Genomic DNA, 17,011 nt, shown 5'->3' on the forward strand with positions numbered 1-17,011 from the left:
GGCCGGACCATCCCGGCAACGCCACGATGCATGCCCCGGTTAACAGCGCCTTAGCCGTGGCTGTTAGCCGGCTGTTAGTCATCCCCGCCACACTCGCGCCTGTTCCCCTCCTTCCGTGCCCGCATGCTCGCCACCCTGCCCCTGCTGCTGGCCCTGGCCAGCGCCCCGACCGCCGCCGCGCCCGCACAGGACCCGGCGCAGCAGGTCGCGCGCCGCGCCGTGCAGCAGGGCCGCTACGTGCCGCTGGAAAGCGTGGTGCGCGATGCACTCAAGCGCTACCCGGGCCAGTTGCTGGAAGTGGAGCTGGACGACGGCGTCTACGAGGTGGAGATCCTGCGCGGCGACGGCGTAGTGGTGGAGCTGGACTATGATGCGCGCAGCGGAAAGCTGCTGAAGACGGAGCTCGACGACTGATGCGCATCCTGTTGGCCGAAGACGATGCCGCACTGGCACAGCGCCTGGTGCCCCTGCTGGAACAGGCCGGCTATGTGGTGCACGTGGTCGCCGATGGCCGCGAGGCCGAAGAGATCGGCCAGATCGAGGACCTGCAGGCCGCCATCGTCGACCTCGGCCTGCCCGGGCTGGACGGACTGAGCGTGATCGAGCGCTGGCGCGGCAACGGCCGCGACTTCCCGGTGCTGGTACTGACCGCGCGCGGGCGCTGGCACGACAAGCTGGCAGGCTTCGATGCCGGTGCCGACGATTACCTCACCAAACCGTTCCAGGCCGACGAACTGGTGCTGCGCCTGCGCGCGTTGATCCGCCGCAGCCACGGCCACGCCAGCCCTCGCCTGCACTGCGGCCCGCTGCAACTGGACGTCAATGCAGGCCGCTTCGAGCTGGATGGGCAGGCGCTGCCCCTCAGTCCGCAGGAATTCCGCCTGCTCAGTTACTTCATCCACCACAGCGGTCAGGTGATCGGCCGCGACCGGCTGGGTGAACAGGTGTTCGACGGCGGCCATGACCCGGACTCCAACGCACTGGATGTGCTGCTCGGACGGGTGCGCCGCAAGCTCGGCATCGACCTGATCCAGACCGTGCGCGGCCAGGGTTGGCGGCTGGCCGCGCCATGAACCGGCAACCGTCGCTGCGGCGGCGCCTGCTGCTGGCCGGTGGCGTCGGCCTGCTGCTGGTCTCGCTGCTGGCCAGCGCACTGCTGGGCGAGCTGTTCAAGCGCAGCGCGCGCGACCGCCTCGACCACGAACTACAGCAGGACATGCTGACCCTGCTGGCACAGGCCGAAGTGGACCCGGAAGGACAGCTGCGGCTGCGCCAGGAACCCAATGACGCGCGCTTCCAGCGTGTGTTCTCCGGTGCCTACTGGCAGATCGCCGGTGCCGATGGCCGCGTGCTGCTGCAGTCGCGCTCGCTGTGGGATGAAACCCTGCCGGCGCCGGCTGCCGGGCCGGCCACGCGCAATCTGCCCGGACCGCTGCAGCAATCCCTGCGCGCACGCGTGCAGCAGGTGCGCCTGCCGCGCGCGAGCGAACCGTTCGTGGCGGTGGTCGCCACCGATCGCAGCGCACTGGATGCGGATGTTGCCGCGTTCCGCAAACGCACCGCCATCGCCCTGGGCGTACTGGTTGCGGCGTGGCTGGCGGTGCTGGCCAGCCAGGTGCACTTCGGCCTGCGCCCACTGCATCGCCTCGGCGAGCAGCTGGAACGGGTACGCCGCGGCGACGCGCAACGCATCGACACGCAGGAACTGGGCGCGGAAGTCGCACCGCTGGGGGAAGAACTCAACGCGCTGCTGGACCACCAGCAACGCATGGTTGCGCGCGCACGCACCAGTGCACAGGATCTGGCGCATGCACTGAAGACCCCGCTGAGCGTATTGGCCACCGAAGCGGACGGCGACGGCACGCACTGGCGTGCCGCCGTGCGCGAACAGAGTGCGCGCATGCAGGCCAGTGTCGACCGTTACCTGGCTGCAGGACTGGCTGCCGACCATCGCCAGCGCACCGACGTGGCGGCCGTCGCGCAGGCGATGTGCCGGCTGATGGCACGCGTGCATGGCGAACGTGGCATCACATTCACGGCGGAAGGCATCGATCCGGCGTTGCAGTTCGCCGGTGCCAGTGCGGATCTGGAAGAAATGCTGGGCAACCTGCTGGACAACGCCGGGCGCTGGGCGAAACGGCAGGTCACTGTCGAAGCGGAAAGCAGCGAAGGGCAGCTGCGCATCGAAGTGCGCGACGACGGTCCCGGCCTGGCTGCAGATGCGCTGGAACGGGTCACCCAGCGCGGCGTGCGGCTGGATGAGCGCGAGGGCAGCAGTGGGCTGGGGTTGGCCATCGTGGGCGATATCGCCGCCAGTTATGGCGGGCACGTGGCGTTGGAGAATGCGCAGCCCGGCCTGCGCGCAACGTTGTGGTTGCCGGTGGCGTGAAGCGACCAACCTGACGGTGGGTAGTGCCGGCCGCTGGCCGGCAACCACGCGGTCATCGGGAACACCCTGCGGAAGCCGGCCAGCGGCCGGCTCTACCAAGCGCCAATCCGACCGGTCGCCGTGCCCCCGGTAGGTGTCGACCTTGGTCGACACGCACCCAGCATCAACGGTGATGCATCCACCAGCAATCAATCGCGTCCAGCACGATGTGGATCATCAAACCGATGCCGAACAACCGCGTTTTCTTCGGCACGCACAGCCCGGCATAGACCGCGATGGCCGGTGCGGTGTGCAGCGGATGAAAACCGATGCTGCAGCGGTTCGGTGCGTAGATCGGATCCGCCAACAGGTGGTCCAGATCAATGATCCAGCCCAGCAGCATCAGCAGCCACGCCGAGGCGAAGCGCTTGCGCCAGAACAGCCATGCCAGCAGCGCTGGCACGGCGGCATGCAGGAACAGGTGGAAGATCGCGCGCGCGCTCATCGGCAACGGTGGCGCCGGGCAGGCCCGGCACCGTCCATCAGACCAGCGGTTCGTCGGACAGGTAGGTGTAACCGGTCAGGCCGGCTTCCAGCGCCTCCGACAGCTCCTGCGCGCGTTCCGGCGACAGCTGCGCCTCGGCCACGCGCTGCGCATAGGTCGCACGCAGTTCGTCCAGGCGGTAACCCACGTAATCCAGCATCACATCGGTGGTGTCGCCACGGCGCTGCTGGGTAATGGCATAGCCATCGGCATCGGCCAGCACTTCCACCGCGTCGGTATCGCCGAACAGGTTGTGGATGTCGCCCAGGATCTCCTGGTAGGCGCCGACCATGAAGAAGCCGATGCGGTAGCTCTCGCCCGGCTTCATCTTGTGCAGCGGCAGCGAGCTGTCCAGGCTCTCGTTCTCGACATAGGTTTCCACCATGCCGTCCGAGTCGCAGGTCATGTCGGCGATGATGCCGCGGCGGTCCGGGGTTTCGTCCAGGCGCTCGATCGGCACGATCGGGAACACCTGGTCGATCGCCCACACGTCCGGGATCGATTCGAACACGCTGAAGTTGACGAAATACTTGTCGACCAGGCGCTCGTTCAGTTCGTCCAGCACCGGGCGATGGCTCTTCTCGTCATAGCTCAGGCGCGCACGCACGCCGTGGGCGATGGCGTAGAACAGATCGTCGATGCGCGCACGCTGCGGCAGGTCGATCTGGCCCAGCGCATAGCTGGCCAGACCTTCGGCGTGGAAGTGCTGTGCCTCCTGGAACAGCTCCACCGCCGGGCGCACGTCCAGCTCGTCGTGGATCTCGCGCAGGTGGCGGATCGCCGCCGGCTCGTCGTCGTGCTGGTCCGGCACGCGGCCTTCCTGCGCTTCTTCCACTTCCGAGACGTTGGCGATCAGCACCGCGTGGTGCGCGGTCATCGCGCGGCCGCACTCGGTGACGATGCGCGGCGGGGTCAGGCCGAACTCTTCGCAGGCATTGGCCAGCGGCTGCACGATGTTGCTGGCATAGGAATGCAGGCCGTAGTTGATCGAGCAGAAGCTGCGCGAACGGGTGCCTTCGTAATCCACGCCCAGGCCACCGCCCACATCGACGTGGGTGATCTTCGCGCCCAGGCGCGACAGCTCCACGAAGTAGCGGGTGGCTTCGCGCATGCCGTTGGCGATGTCGCGCACGTTGGAGATCTGCGAACCCATGTGGAAGTGCAGCAGGTTCAGGCAGTCGGCGTACTCGGTGTCACGCAGCGACTTCCACAGGTCCAGCAGCTGGCGCGGCGACAGGCCGAACTTGGCCTTGTCGCCACCGCTGTTCTGCCACTTGCCGGCGCCCAGCGAGGCCAGGCGCATGCGCACGCCCAAGCCCGGCTTCACGTCCAGCGCCTTGGACTCTTCCAGCACCAGCTTCAGCTCGGACGGCTTCTCGATGACGATGAAGGTCTGCAGGCCCAGCTTGCGGCCGATCAGGGCCAGGCGGATGTACTCGCGGTCCTTGTAGCCGTTGCAGACGATCAGGCCACCCGGGCGCGACAGCGCCAGCACGGCCATCAGCTCGGGCTTGCTGCCCGCTTCCAGGCCGAAGCCTTCGCCGTGGTGGCTGGCCAGGGTGCCGGCCACGCCGCGGGTCTGGTTGACCTTGATCGGGTACACGGCGGTGTAGCCGCCGCTGTATTCCCAGTCCTGCTGGGCCTGGCCGAAGGCCGCCTGCAGCTTGCCCAGGCGCTGGCCGAGGATGTCCGGGAAGCGCACCAGCAGCGGCAGCTTGGCGCCGGCCGCACGGGCCGCGTCCACCACCTTGGGCAGCGACACCACCGGGCCGTCCGCCCCGGTCGGTCTCACCACCATGTGCCCGGCCTGATCCACGTCGAAGTAACCGTCCGCCCAATGCGGGATCGAGTAGGTCTTGCGGGCTTGGTCGAGGGACCAATCGGTCATTTCAGTCGGCCTTGTTGGCAATAAAAGGGGGGGCATGATAACGCCTATATGCCCACAGGTTCGTTATCATGCGCGCCCGCGCCCGTGACAGGTTTCAACCTGAACGGGCCGATCCGTCCGGATGTGGCATCTGTGCCACGCGGCCCCGCCCGCCAGCCCGGCTCCACCCCTCCGAACAGGACTGTTTTCCAATGACTGACAGCAACAACTGGTACATCGAACACTTCGAGCGCACCGGCTCGGCCATCGGCTACCGCATCACCGGCAAGCTGGACGAGGTGCAGTCGCCGTTCCAGAAGATCGAGATCTTCCAGACCACCGACTGGGGCAACCTGATGACCATCGACGGGGCCATCATGCTGACCAGCAAGGACAACTTCTTCTACCACGAGATGATCAGCCACCCGGTGCTGTTCACCCACGCCGCACCCAAGCGCGTGGTGATCATCGGTGGCGGCGACTGCGGCACCCTGCGCGAAGTGCTCAAGCACAAGGGCGTGGAGAGCGTGACCCAGTGCGATATCGACGAGCAGGTCACGGTGATGGCGCGCAAGCACTTCCCGGAACTGTGCGACTCCAACGACGACGCCCGCGCCGAGCTGCTGTTCGACGACGGTGTGGCCTACATGGCCAACTGCCCGGCCGGCAGCGTGGACGTGGTGATCGTCGATTCGACCGACCCGGTCGGCCCGGGCGAAGGCCTGTTCAACAAGGCCTTCTACGAGAGCTGCTTCAAGGCCCTGAAGGACGACGGCATCCTGGTGCAGCAGTCCGAATCGCCGCTGATGCAGCTGGACCTGATCAACGAAATGCGCACCGAGATGGGCAAGGCCGGCTTCGGCTCGTTCAAGACCCTGCCGTTCCCGCAGCCGTGCTACCCCACCGGCTGGTGGAGCGTGACCATGGCGCGCAAGGGCGACAGCAGCTTCGACTTCCGCCAGGCCGACTCGGCCGCCAAGACCTTCAACACCCTGTACTACACCGCCGCGCTGCACACCGGCGTGCTGGTGACCCCGCCGTTCGTACAGGCGGCACTGAAGGGCTGATCCAACAAAAAACCCGCGCTGGCGACAGCGCGGGTTTTTTCATGTTCCGGTAGTGCCGGCCGCTGGCCGGCAACCGCATGTAACGATCAAAGCGCCCAGATACCGGCGATCACCGCCACCACCAGGCCCCACTTGATCAGCTGGTAGGCCACCACGCTGCGCTCGCGCAGTGCCTTGGCCTTCAGGCGCACCTTGTAGACGCTGCCGAACGCCTTGTTGACGCCACCGGTCGGGTCACCCGGCAGGTTCGGCGAGGCACCACCGGCCAGCAGCGTGGCCGCCACCGCGCGGTTGAACAGCCCCGGCAGGCCGAAGCGCAGCGGGCGGGCGATGTCGCAGAACAGGATCACCCGGTCATCGGGCGTCTCGTTGTGCGCATGGTGGATGTAGGTCTCGTCGAACATCATCCACTCGCCGTCGCGCCAGCTCTTCTTGATGCCGTCCACTTCGATGTAGCAGCCGTCATTGTTGGGCGTGGCCAGGCCCAGGTGCAGGCGCAGCGAACCGGCGAACGGGTCGCGGTGCGGGCGCAGTTCGCTGCCCGACGGCAGCTGCGCGAACATCGCCGCGCGCACATCCGGCAGCGACTCCAGCAGCGCCGTGGTCTTCGGGCACATCGCCTTCGCCGACGGGTGCGACGGGCCGTACCACTTCAGGTAGAAGCGCTTCCAGCCACGGCGGAAGAACGAGTTGAAGCCGGCGTCGTTGAACGTGCTGGACGCAGCGATCTTCTGTGCATCGCGCAGCGCCAGCGCCTCGTCGCGGATCATCTGCCAGTTCTGGCGCAGCGGCTCCAGCTGCGGGAACTCCTTGGCCGGGTCCAGGAACGGCGTGGTCGGCACCTTCGAGAACATGTACATGACCACGTTGATCGGGGCCATGAAACTGGAGTGGTCCAGCAGCTGGCGCGACCAGCGCGCGCGCACCTTGCCACGGAAGTGGATGTACAGCACGCAGGCCACGAACAGCGCTGCAATGACGATTTTGATGATCAAAGCACTTTCCTCCAGCCGCAGCCGGAACGGGAAACGGGGCGATGCACGGCCAGGCGGCCAGCACCGGTTGGGAACGCGGCAGGGGACGGGGACGTGCCGGAGGGGGGCGGCCGCCGATGTCGCGGGTTAACAGCTTATGGTCGGCAGGGCGTGCGCCGGGGTCAAGCCGGACGTGCGTCGCGTTCAGCGCGGCGCCGATGAATGGGCTGGGAGCGCGCCCAACTCCTTGATCCAGCAGGGTGAGCCTCATAAGTGAGACAGAATTGTCCGATTCTGCGTGACGAACTGTTCCAGCCACGACCCCGACATTTCTCCGACAAATCGTGGAATAGCGAACTGGCGAGTACTAAAATTAACGAAAACTTAGTAACTCCCTGTAACACCGGTTCGCTTGACGCTTTGCGCCACCCACCGGGTCGTCCGAGACCCCGACATGTATCTTCCTGCTCTCCCCCCCTCCTCCTGCGGCAATGACGCCGCCTCCCCGCTGCTGCTCAAGCGCGGCGAGCGTTTCCTGGCCCCCGACGTCTACCGCACCTGCCTGGATGGGCGCGAGGCCGTCATCAAGGACTACTCCCGCTACCGCGGCACCCCCGTTTCGCTGATCGCGCGGCTTATGGTGCGCCGCGAGGCCCGCATGCTGCAGCGCCTCGGCGGCTGGAAGCATGCCCCTGCGCTGCTCGGCACCCTGGGCGGCCTGGCACTGGGCATGGAGTTCATTCCCGGCCAGACCCTCAGCACCGCGCAGGCCGTGGGCAATGAAGTATTCGAGCAGCTGCAGCACGCGCTCAGCCGTTTGCATGCGGCCGGCATCACCCACAACGACCTGCATGGCACCAACGTGGTGGTCAGTGGCGGCGTGCCGGTACTGCTGGACTTCACCTCCGCCTGGCGCGCCCCGCGCTGGCTACGCCGCAGCCCGCTGAGCCGGCAGATGCGCCGCAGCGACATGAAGAACCTGCTGAAGATCCGCCAGCGCGTGACCGGTCAGGCGCCGAGTGCCGCGCAAGCTGCACTGGTGGCCGACCCGGGTTGGGTCGCCGCCGTGCGCCAGGGCTGGAAGCGGTTCTATAAGTGGGCGAAGCGCCGGTAACTGCTTTTGTAGAGTCGAGCCATGCTCGACTGCTCTTCCAGCATCGCGCGAAACGCAGTCGAGCATGGCTCGACTCTACAAAAACCAGATTACAACGCGTCCGCGTCCAGTTCCCCGGTACGAATACGCACCACGCTGCCCAGGTCGTACACGAACACCTTGCCGTCGCCAATCTTGCCAGTGCCGGCGGCCTTCACGATGGCCTCAACCACCGCCTCCACCTGGTCATCGGTCACCGCCACTTCCAGCTTCACCTTCGGCAGGAAATCGACCACATACTCCGCGCCGCGGTACAGCTCGGTATGGCCCTTCTGGCGACCAAAGCCCTTCACTTCCGTCACCGTGATCCCGGTGACCCCACGCTCGGCCAGCGCTTCGCGCACGTCGTCGAGCTTGAACGGCTTGATCACCGCCATGACCATCTTCATCGTCTATCTCCTGTCTTCCGGCGTGGAGGATAGCGCCTGAACGCGGCCCGTGCGAAGCCGCTGCCGCCTGTCCGGGCGATGGGTGCCGGCAGTATCCTTGTGCCCGAATGGCCTGCCCGCGCCGGATGCACGGGCCCACCCCCACGGAGCACCCCATGATCGACCTGAACCAAATCGATGACCTCGCCCGTCGCCTCAGCGACCTGGTGCCGCCGGGCCTGCGCGAATCGCGCGAGGAACTGCAGGCCACCTTCAAGAGCGCGCTGCAGGCGGGCCTGGCCAAACTCGACCTGGTCACCCGCGAGGAGTTCGAAGTGCAGCGCGCCGTGCTGCTGAAGACGCGCCAGAAGCTGGACACGCTGGAAACCGCCGTGCGCGAGCTGGAAGGGCGCGGCGCCGCAGAATGAAAGAGGAGGCGCACCGCGCCTCCCACTACAGAGTATTTCCCGGATGGGGCCTTGCAGCAAGGCCCACCGGGCGCCCTAGACTCGCCGGCCTGTCGATCCGACAGGACACGCAGGGGCAGTGCCGATGGCGCAGGACACCGAATGGACACCCGTTTCGCATGACACCTGCCACCAGGTCGCCGGGCCGTTCTATCACGGCACCCGCGCTGACCTCGCGGTGAGCGAACTGCTGAGCGCGGGCTTTCGCTCCAACTATCGCGACAGCGTGGTGATGAACCACATCTACTTCACCACGATTGCCAAGGGCGCTGGGTTGGCTGCGGAGATGGCCAAGGGTGAAGGGCGACCGCGTGTGTATGTGGTGGCGCCGACCGGGCCGTTTGAAGACGATCCGAATGTGACCAACAAGAAGTTTCCCGGGAACCCGACGCGGTCGTATCGGAGTGCGCAGCCCTTGCGGGTGGTTGGGGAGGTTACGGAGTGGGAAGCCTATGACGCGGAGTTCGTTCGGCAATTGAGGGCGTTTGTTGCTTCGGGGAGTGGGGAGATCATCAATTGATGGAAGGAGAGACCCATGCCTTGGCTCACGGAAGATCAATGTCGTCGAACGATGTCCGCTTTCGGACAGAAGCGGACGTTCAACTCTGGAATTAGTCCGACTCGCGAAGCAAGCTCGGCTTGACTGAACTGTTAGGCGCCAACCTGCGACCCGAAGCCGGCAGGAAGCAACCGAACGTCCTTAGACATGCAAATGCCATTACCCCCGGAAAATGGCCGTACACCCAAGATGGTGCCCTGCTGCGCGAGCTCTGCCTGGACAATGACGATAGGCTGCTCAGAGCCATCGTCCAGTATCTGAACTGCGCAGCATGGAAGGCTCATTGGAGCTGGAGTGGAACCAACCTGTACATAGAAGATGGCCGAGCCGGCCGCAACATCAGCCTTGGTCGCTGCGCGGCCGACCATGCAGGGTGAGGCATGCCAATCGGTTGCCGAAATGGGACCCCAAAGATCAGTCATAGCTGTAGTGGCGCCCAACTACCAAGTAGACGGACCCGTGGGTCCGGTTATGCGACTCGCCCACAAAGCACCGATCTGCGCGCTTCGCCTTGATACAACTCGATCTCAGGGCGGCAGGGTCCGGCTAACAGGGCAGCGTACAAATGGACCCAGTGGCAGGATCAGCGGCCGCACCAATGGCCGCCCTGGGTCGTAGGACGCCCGACGGCCACAAGCAGCCTTCCGGCTAGTATCATCTTTGATTGTCAACTCAAGATTTGTTTACGAACGTCAAGTCGCCTATCGAAACTCCATGGGGCGCCATGACTGAGTCTGCGCGTCAGAACATATTAATTGGCGGCAAGACAGGAACAGGTCAAACCCCTTTACGATCAATAGAATGAATCGCGACCAGCTCAAAAAACTCGAAAATGACCTGTGGTCAGCAGCCGACAAGCTCCGCGCCAACTCCGATCTCAAGGCCAGCGAGTACAGCACCCCAGTGCTCGGTCTGATCTTCCTGAAATTCGCGGACAACAAGTACCGGCAGCACCAAGCGGCAATCGAGCAGGAATTCAAGAAGCTCCAGGGCACGCGCCGTGAGCGTACCTTGGAAGAGATTGCCATCGAGAAGTGTGGCTTCTACCTCGATGCGAAGGCCCGCTACGACTACCTGCTGAACCTGCCCGAGAAGGAAAACATCGCCAAGGCCATCCGCGCCGCGATGGCCAGCATCGAGAACACCAAGCCCGAGCTGCTGGGCGTGTTGCCGCAGGAGGAGTACGACCGCTTCACCCGCAGCCCCAAGAACCAGCACATTCCCAAGGACTTGCTCAAGCTGTTCTCCGACATCCCGGTGGACGCTACCGGCGACGTGTTCGGCCAGATCTACGAGTACTTCCTCGCGAACTTTGCGCTCAGCGAGGGCCAGGGCGGCGGCGAGTTCTTCACGCCGCGCTCCGTCGTCAAGCTGATGACCGAGATCATCGAGCCCCATGGAGGCAAGGTGTTCGACCCCGCCTGCGGCTCCGGCGGCATGTTTGTGCAGTCGGCGGATTTCATCCTCCAGCACCAGGCCGACAAGGCGGCAGATCTGGACGTGTTCGTCTGCGGCACCGAGAAGACGCTGGAGACCGTCAAGCTCGCCAAGATGAACCTTGCCGTGAACAACCTGCGCGGCGACATCAAGCAGGCCAACACCTACTACGAAGACCCCTTCAACGCCTTCGGCGCCTTCGACTACGTGATGGCCAACCCGCCGTTCAACGTGGACGACGTGACGCTGGACGCCGTGGAGAAAGACCGCCGCTTCAACACCTACGGCGTGCCCCGCAACAAGACCAAGGCAAAGGCGGCGGGCGGGAAAGACGGCAAGGAGAAAGCCGTCGAGACCGTACCGAACGGAAATTATCTCTGGATCAACCTCTTCGCTACCTCGCTCAAACCCGGCGGCCGCGCCGCACTGGTGATGGCCAACTCGGCCAGCGATGCTCGCCATTCCGAGGCCGACATCCGCCGCACGCTCATCGAGCAGAACCTCATCTACGGCATGCTCACGCTGCCGTCCAACCTGTTCTACACCGTCACGCTGCCGGCCACACTGTGGTTCTTCGACAAGGGCAAGACCGATGAGAAGGTGTTGTTCATCGACACCCGCAACATCTTCACCCAGGTGGACCGCGCCCACCGCGAGCTGAGCGACGCGCAGATCCAGAACATTGCCCTTATCCCCCGGCTGCACAAGGGCCGCCGCCACGAGTTCGTGGACCAGGTGGACCGCTACCTGCACCAGGGCATGGCCCAGCTCAAGGACGCCGCTGAGCACCTGCCCGCCTTGAGCGAACGCCTGCTGGCCGTGCTGGCGGAAGAAGCTGCCGATGCGGCGACCAGCCAGGTGGCGCGTGACGCCATTGCGGCGCTGCAGGCCCAGTGGGGTCAGCTCGCCGCGCTGGCGCAGGCCCAGGACCAGCACGAACGCACCCGAGGCCAGAAGCACAGCGTGGACGAGCGCAACAAAGCCCAGCACCTGCTGCGCGCCCAGTTCACGCCCTTCTTCAGCGGCCTGCACGCGGCGGTGAAGGCGCTGGACAAGGCCATCCGCGAGATGGACAAGCGCAAGGCCGAGGCCGCCAAGCTTGAGGGCAAGCGCGCCACTGCCAACCGCCAGACCAAGGACGTGAAGGCGGCGGTGCAGGCGCTGCATGACGAACTGAAGGCTGCCGAGCTGTACTACCAGCATGTGAGCTGGCTGCAGGAACGCTTCCCCAAGGCGGCCTACGAAGACGTCACCGGCCTGTGCAAGCTTGCCAGCCGCGAGGAGATTGCCGAGCAGGATTGGTCGCTGAACCCGGGGCGGTACGTGGGCGTGGTGATTGAGGAGGATGGGAAGACGGAGGAGGACTTCCTGGCGGACCTCACCGTCGCGCGGGATCAGCTTCAGGAGCTGAGTGATGCCGCTGGCGCGCTTCAGCGCACCATTGCCGTCAACGTGTCGGCCGTGTTGGGTGAGGAACAGCCAACGTGATGCAAGCGCCAATCCTGTTTTCTGACCTCATTGTCGAGACCAAAGATGGCGAATGGGGGGAAGGCCAAGAGGCGCCAGGGCATGTGCTCTGTGACGTTATTCGCGGGACTGACTTCGCCGGCCTGAACGCTCCGAGCATCGAGTTGCCTCAACGCTGGATTCCCGAGCACTTGGTCGCGCGTAAGGCTCTGGAGGCCGATGACATCCTCATCGAAACGGCGGGCGGTACCGCCAAGCAATCAACTGGCAGAACGGCGCTCGTCAGCAAGGAGTTTTTAGCCTCCCGGGGGGGGCGCCCTGTCTTGTGTTCGAGCTTCGCTCGGCATTTGCGCGTTGATCGAAACAAAGTCCACCCCGTCTATCTCTATTACGTGCTCCAGGCGCTTTACGCCTCTGGGTACATGGGTGTCTTCAATCTTCAGCACACAGGTGTCGCTCGGTTTCAGTTCACCGCCTTCAGAACGAAGACGCGGCTCACGCTCCACGAGAGCGCAGCTCAGCCCAAGATCGCGGCGGCGCTCAAGAGCTACGACGACTTGATCGCTATCAACCAGCGCCGCATCGCCTTGCTGGAGTCCATGGCCGAGGAGATCTACCGCGAGTGGTTTGTGCGGCTTCGGTTTCCGGGCTATACCGTCAGCTCTTTCGACAAGGGGTTGCCGAAGGGTTGGAGCAGCACTCCGCTGGGCCAGCTCATCGGCGAAACGAAGCGTCCAGTCAAGAAGAGTGATCTTGCTGGCCACACGCGCTACGTGGGGCTGGAGCACATATCGCGCAAGTCGGTCGCTTTGACTATGCACGGCGCACCCGAATCGGTGGAAAGCGACAAGCTGGCCTTCTTCGCCGGAGACATCCTGTTCTCGAAGATCCGCCCTTACCTGCACAAAGTGGCGCTGGCACATTTCGACGGCATCTGCTCAACAGACACATTGGTGCTCAGCCCTAAGCGCCAGGACTTTAGGGAGTTCGCTTTGTTAACCGTCTTCAGCGAGACGTTCATAGAGATCGCCAACACGGCATCGAAGGGAACGAAGATGCCCCGTGCTGATTGGCATTTCCTGAAGCAGCTAAGAGTCTCTGTGCCGAGCGATCCCCTGTTGGCGCGCTTCAACACCATGGTGAAACCTATGCTGGACGAGATTGCCAGCTTGATTCACTTGAACGAAACGCTGGCAAAGCAGCGCGATGCCCTGCTCCCCCGCCTGATCTCCGGCAAGCTCCGCGTCGATGCGTTAGACATCCAGTTCCCGCCCAGCATGCAGCCGCCGTCAGAGGCTGCGTAGCATGAGGTGATGGCTCGTTAGCAGGTTTTCTTCTCCACAACCGGCAACACCAGGGGGTACCGTGGCCGCCGCGAAGAATTTCATCAGCGAAGACGACATCGAGCAGGCCTTGCTGCAGCGGCTGCAGCATCTTTGCGGCTTCGATGCGCTGAACTGCTTCACGGCACAGCCCGACGACCTGAATGACGGCTCCGGCCGCGCCGACAAACGCGAGGTGATCCTGGTCGATCGGTTGCGCGCCGCGCTGGAGCGGCTGAACCCGCAGGCCCCGGCTCATGCTGTGGAGCAGGCCCTGGCGCAACTGGTGCAGCCACGCACGGCGATGAGCCTGGTGGCGGCCAACCGCGAGATGGATGGGTTAATCCGCGACGGCGTGCCGGTGACCTACAAGCCCGAAGCCGGGCCGCAGGCCGGGCAGACCGTGACCGAGCGGCTCAAGGTGATCGACTTCGACGCGCATGACCCGCGCGCCGGCCGCAACCACTACCTGGCGGTGAGCCAGCTCTGGGTGCGCGGCGAGCATGGCTACCGCCGACCCGATGTGCTGCTATACGTGAACGGCCTGCCGCTGGTGTTCATCGAGCTGAAGAACAGCAACGTCAAGCTGCGCGCGGCCTTCGACGACAACCTCACCACCTACAAGGCCGAGATCCCGCAGCTCTTCACCGCCAACGCGCTATCCCTGCTGAGCAATGGCATCGAGACCCGGCTGGGCAGTATCACGGCGCAGTGGGAGCACTTCTTCACCTGGCTGCGGGTGGATGACGAGAAGGAAAAGCTGGACCGTCAGGCCATCGCCGCACAGGGGTTGAGTGTGGAGCGGGTGGTGCTGGGCCTGCTGACGCCTGAGCGGCTGCTGGACTATGTGGAGAACTTCTGCGTGTTCTACCGCGAGACGCAGAAGGTGATCGCGCAGAACCACCAGTTCATCGGCGTGAACAACGCCTTCGAGCAGTTCAGGCACCGGCGCGAACTGGGCGGCAAGCTGGGTGTGTTCTGGCACACCCAGGGCTCGGGCAAGAGCTTCTCGATGGTGTTCTACACGCGCAAGATCTTCCGCAAGCTCACCGGCAACTTCACCTTCGTAGTGGTGACGGACCGGGACGACCTGGACGGACAGATCTACCGCAACTTCCTGCACACCGGTGTGGTGGCGCCGAAGGACGACGTGCGACCCAAGGGCAGCGCGCAACTGCGCGAGATGCTGGGCAAGAACAAGCGCGTGGTGTTCACGCTGATCCAGAAGTTCCGGTTCGAGAAGGGCAAGGACTACCCGCTGCTGTCCGACCGCGACGACATCGTCGTCATCGTGGACGAGGCGCACCGTACGCAGTACGCGGGCCTGGCCGAGAACATGCGCGTCGGCCTGCCACGCGCCAACTTCCTGGCCTTCACCGGCACGCCACTGTTGGGCCAGGAGCGCAAGACCAACGCCTGGTTCGGCGACTACGTGTCCGAGTACAACTTCCAGCAGAGCGTGGAAGACGGCGCCACGGTGCCCCTGTTCTACGAGAAGCGTGTGCCGGAGGTGCTGATCCAGAACGACGACCTGAGCGACGAGTTCGCTGCGATCCTGGAAGACGAGAACCTCGACGGCGAGGCGCAGGAGAAGCTGGAGAAGCGCTTCGCGCAGGAGATGGAGGTCGTCAAGCGCGAGGACCGACTGGACACGATTGCGCGGGACATCGTCTACCACTTCCCCCGCCGCGGCTACCTGGGCAAGGGCATCGTCATCTCAGTGGACAAGTTCACCGCCGTGACGATGTTCGACAAGGTGCAGTCGCTGTGGAAGGCCGAGATCAAGGCGCTGAACGGCCGCATCACCGCGACGACCAACGACGTGGAGCGCCAGCGCCTGAAGCAGCTCAAGGCCTGGATGGGCGCGGTGCAGATGGCGGTGATCGTCAGCGAGGAGGCGGGCGAGGAAGAGAAGTTCGCGAAGAAGGGACTGGACCTCAAGCCGCACCGCCAGCGAATGAACGCACTGGATGAGCACGGCCACGACATCGAGTTCAACTTTAAGGACCCGGAGCACCCGCTGCAACTGGTGTTCGTCTGCGCGATGTGGCTGACAGGCTTCGACGCGCCGACGGTGAGCACGCTGTACCTCGACAAGCCCATGCGGGGCCACACGCTGATGCAGACCATCGCGCGGGCCAACCGGGTGAGCGGCCACGAGATCCTGGGCGTGGCCAAGCGTCACGGCGAGATCGTGGACTACTACAACGTCTTCCGCCGCATGAAGAAGGCGCTGAAGGACTACGCCGCCGGCCCCGAGGACGACGAGCTGCCGGTGCGGGACAAGAGTCATCTGTTCACGCTGCTGGACGAGGCCATGGAGCAGGGCCTGGCCTACTGCCAAAGCCAAGGTGTGCCGCTGCACGAGGCGCTGGACCGCGACGACGTGTTCACCAAGCTGGGCCAGTTCAACGGCTTTGCCGACACGCTGCTGGCCAGCGACGAGCAGCGCAAGTCCTTCAACGTCTACGAGAACACGATCTCCTCGCTGTACGAGGCCTGCAAGCCTGAGGTGCTGGGCCGCAAGCTGAGCCGCGTGGTGTCGGCCTTCCAGTATCTGCGCGGGGTGATGGACAGCATCGTCGAGCAGGTCGACATTGACAGCGCGGTGCAGCGCATCGAGGCGCTGCTGGACGCCAGCGTGGTGGTGGACAAGGCCGAGGCCTTTTCCGCCAAGGAGTTCGAGGCGCAGTACAAGATCGTGCAGCGCGGCAAGGCCTGGGACCTCAGCAAGGTGAACGTTGAGAAGCTGCGCGAGGAGTTCCAGCAGGCGCCTTTCAAGAACATCCAGATCGCCGACCTGCAGGCCTTTCTGCAGCGAAAGCTGGCCGAGATGCTGGCGCAGAACAGCACGCGGGTGGGCTTCATCCAGCGGCTGCAGAATGTGATCGACGCCTACAACTCCGGCGCCACGTCCACCGAGAACTACTACGACGAGCTGACCGCCTATGCCGAGGAGCTGAAGGAAGAGGCCGAGCGCCACATCCGCGAAGGCCTGACCGAGGACGAGTTGGAGCTGTTCGATCTGCTGAATAAGGAGTCACTGACGCAGGAAGAGACCCAGCGCGTGAAGCTGGCCGCCAAGCACCTGCTGAAGCGCCTGGTGGAGGAGCAGCCCAAGGTGCTGATTCAGAACTGGCACCAGAGCGCGCAGACGCAGAAGCAGGTGCGCGCGGAAATCGAACGCGTGCTTGATGCGGACTTGCCGGAAAGCTATGACCGTACCACCTTCAAGCAGAAGTGCGACAACGTCTATGACCTTGCCGTTGAGTACGCGCTGCGCGGCAGGAAGTGGGCAGCATGAGCGCGGGTAGCGATGGATCGCAGTGGATTTGTTCAACATCCGGTGACAGTGGCCGACCGCTTCGGGTCCCATGGCGTCCTGCGGCCAGAAGCTGACTTCGCCAGGTCACCTCCC

The 17,011-nt window shown here is 64.5% G+C and carries 14 protein-coding genes; 10 read left to right on the plus strand and 4 right to left on the minus strand.

Annotated elements, in window-relative coordinates:
- Positions 1-123: 123 nt before the first annotated feature.
- Genes DFO63_RS10495 through DFO63_RS10505 form a run of 3 tightly spaced genes read left to right on the plus strand, consistent with a single transcriptional unit; the run spans position 124 to position 2,389 of the window.
- Positions 124-414, plus strand: coding sequence for a PepSY domain-containing protein (locus DFO63_RS10495; RefSeq protein ID WP_099589012.1), 291 nt, complete (start codon positions 124-126; stop codon positions 412-414).
- Positions 414-1,073, plus strand: coding sequence for a response regulator transcription factor (locus DFO63_RS10500; protein WP_119006857.1), 660 nt, complete (start codon positions 414-416; stop codon positions 1,071-1,073). Before DFO63_RS10495 ends, DFO63_RS10500 begins: the two co-directional genes overlap by 1 nt.
- Positions 1,070-2,389 carry a HAMP domain-containing sensor histidine kinase gene (locus DFO63_RS10505; protein WP_119007007.1) on the plus strand — a complete coding sequence of 440 codons (1,320 nt, stop codon included), beginning with the start codon at positions 1,070-1,072 and terminating at the stop codon, positions 2,387-2,389. Before DFO63_RS10500 ends, DFO63_RS10505 begins: the two co-directional genes overlap by 4 nt.
- A 163-nt stretch (positions 2,390-2,552) precedes the next feature.
- Here DFO63_RS10505 and DFO63_RS10510 read toward each other — a convergent pair whose 3' ends face one another.
- Together DFO63_RS10510 and speA are read right to left on the minus strand one after the other, a co-directional pair.
- Positions 2,553-2,873, minus strand: coding sequence for a DUF6122 family protein (locus DFO63_RS10510; protein WP_006474656.1), 321 nt, complete (start codon positions 2,871-2,873; stop codon positions 2,553-2,555).
- A gap of 37 nt (positions 2,874-2,910) precedes the next feature.
- A complete protein-coding gene (gene speA, locus DFO63_RS10515; protein WP_012512349.1) occupies positions 2,911-4,800 on the minus strand; it encodes an arginine decarboxylase in 1,890 nt (629 codons plus the stop codon).
- 191 nt (positions 4,801-4,991) lie between these two features.
- On the opposite strand from speA, the gene speE reads away from it, so the two are divergent.
- A complete protein-coding gene (gene speE / locus DFO63_RS10520; RefSeq protein ID WP_008268330.1) occupies positions 4,992-5,846 on the plus strand; it encodes a polyamine aminopropyltransferase in 855 nt (284 codons plus the stop codon).
- An 86-nt stretch (positions 5,847-5,932) separates the two neighbouring features.
- Here speE and DFO63_RS10525 read toward each other — a convergent pair whose 3' ends face one another.
- A complete protein-coding gene (locus tag DFO63_RS10525) occupies positions 5,933-6,838 on the minus strand; it encodes an aspartyl/asparaginyl beta-hydroxylase domain-containing protein (RefSeq protein WP_024957655.1) in 906 nt (301 codons plus the stop codon).
- Between the two features lie 436 nt (positions 6,839-7,274).
- On the opposite strand from DFO63_RS10525, the gene DFO63_RS10530 reads away from it, so the two are divergent.
- The gene (locus DFO63_RS10530; protein WP_119006858.1) at positions 7,275-7,934 is read left to right on the plus strand and encodes an RIO1 family regulatory kinase/ATPase; all 660 of its coding nucleotides are present in this window, start codon (positions 7,275-7,277) and stop codon (positions 7,932-7,934) included.
- An 89-nt stretch (positions 7,935-8,023) separates the two neighbouring features.
- Here DFO63_RS10530 and DFO63_RS10535 read toward each other — a convergent pair whose 3' ends face one another.
- Positions 8,024-8,362, minus strand: a complete 339-nt coding sequence (locus DFO63_RS10535) for a P-II family nitrogen regulator (RefSeq protein WP_005411374.1) — start codon at positions 8,360-8,362, stop codon at positions 8,024-8,026.
- A 155-nt stretch (positions 8,363-8,517) separates the two neighbouring features.
- Between DFO63_RS10535 and DFO63_RS10540 the strand changes: the two genes are divergently transcribed.
- From DFO63_RS10540 to DFO63_RS10560, 5 genes are all read left to right on the plus strand, one after another.
- Positions 8,518-8,769, plus strand: coding sequence for an accessory factor UbiK family protein (locus DFO63_RS10540; RefSeq protein WP_119006859.1), 252 nt, complete (start codon positions 8,518-8,520; stop codon positions 8,767-8,769).
- Between the two features lie 124 nt (positions 8,770-8,893).
- Entirely contained in the window at positions 8,894-9,328 is a 435-nt protein-coding gene (arr, locus tag DFO63_RS10545; protein WP_119006860.1) for an NAD(+)--rifampin ADP-ribosyltransferase, read from the plus strand.
- Between the two features lie 840 nt (positions 9,329-10,168).
- Positions 10,169-12,292, plus strand: coding sequence for an N-6 DNA methylase (locus DFO63_RS10550; RefSeq protein ID WP_119006861.1), 2,124 nt, complete (start codon positions 10,169-10,171; stop codon positions 12,290-12,292).
- Positions 12,292-13,575 carry a restriction endonuclease subunit S gene (locus tag DFO63_RS10555; protein ID WP_119006862.1) on the plus strand — a complete coding sequence of 428 codons (1,284 nt, stop codon included), beginning with the start codon at positions 12,292-12,294 and terminating at the stop codon, positions 13,573-13,575. Before DFO63_RS10550 ends, DFO63_RS10555 begins: the two co-directional genes overlap by 1 nt.
- Before the next feature lie 61 nt (positions 13,576-13,636).
- A complete protein-coding gene (locus DFO63_RS10560) occupies positions 13,637-16,897 on the plus strand; it encodes a type I restriction endonuclease subunit R (RefSeq protein WP_119006863.1) in 3,261 nt (1,086 codons plus the stop codon).
- The last annotated feature ends 114 nt before the right edge of the window (positions 16,898-17,011 follow it).

The sequence above is a fragment of the Stenotrophomonas sp. AG209 genome (assembly GCF_003550055.1).
Taxonomy (GTDB): Bacteria; Pseudomonadota; Gammaproteobacteria; order Xanthomonadales; family Xanthomonadaceae; genus Stenotrophomonas.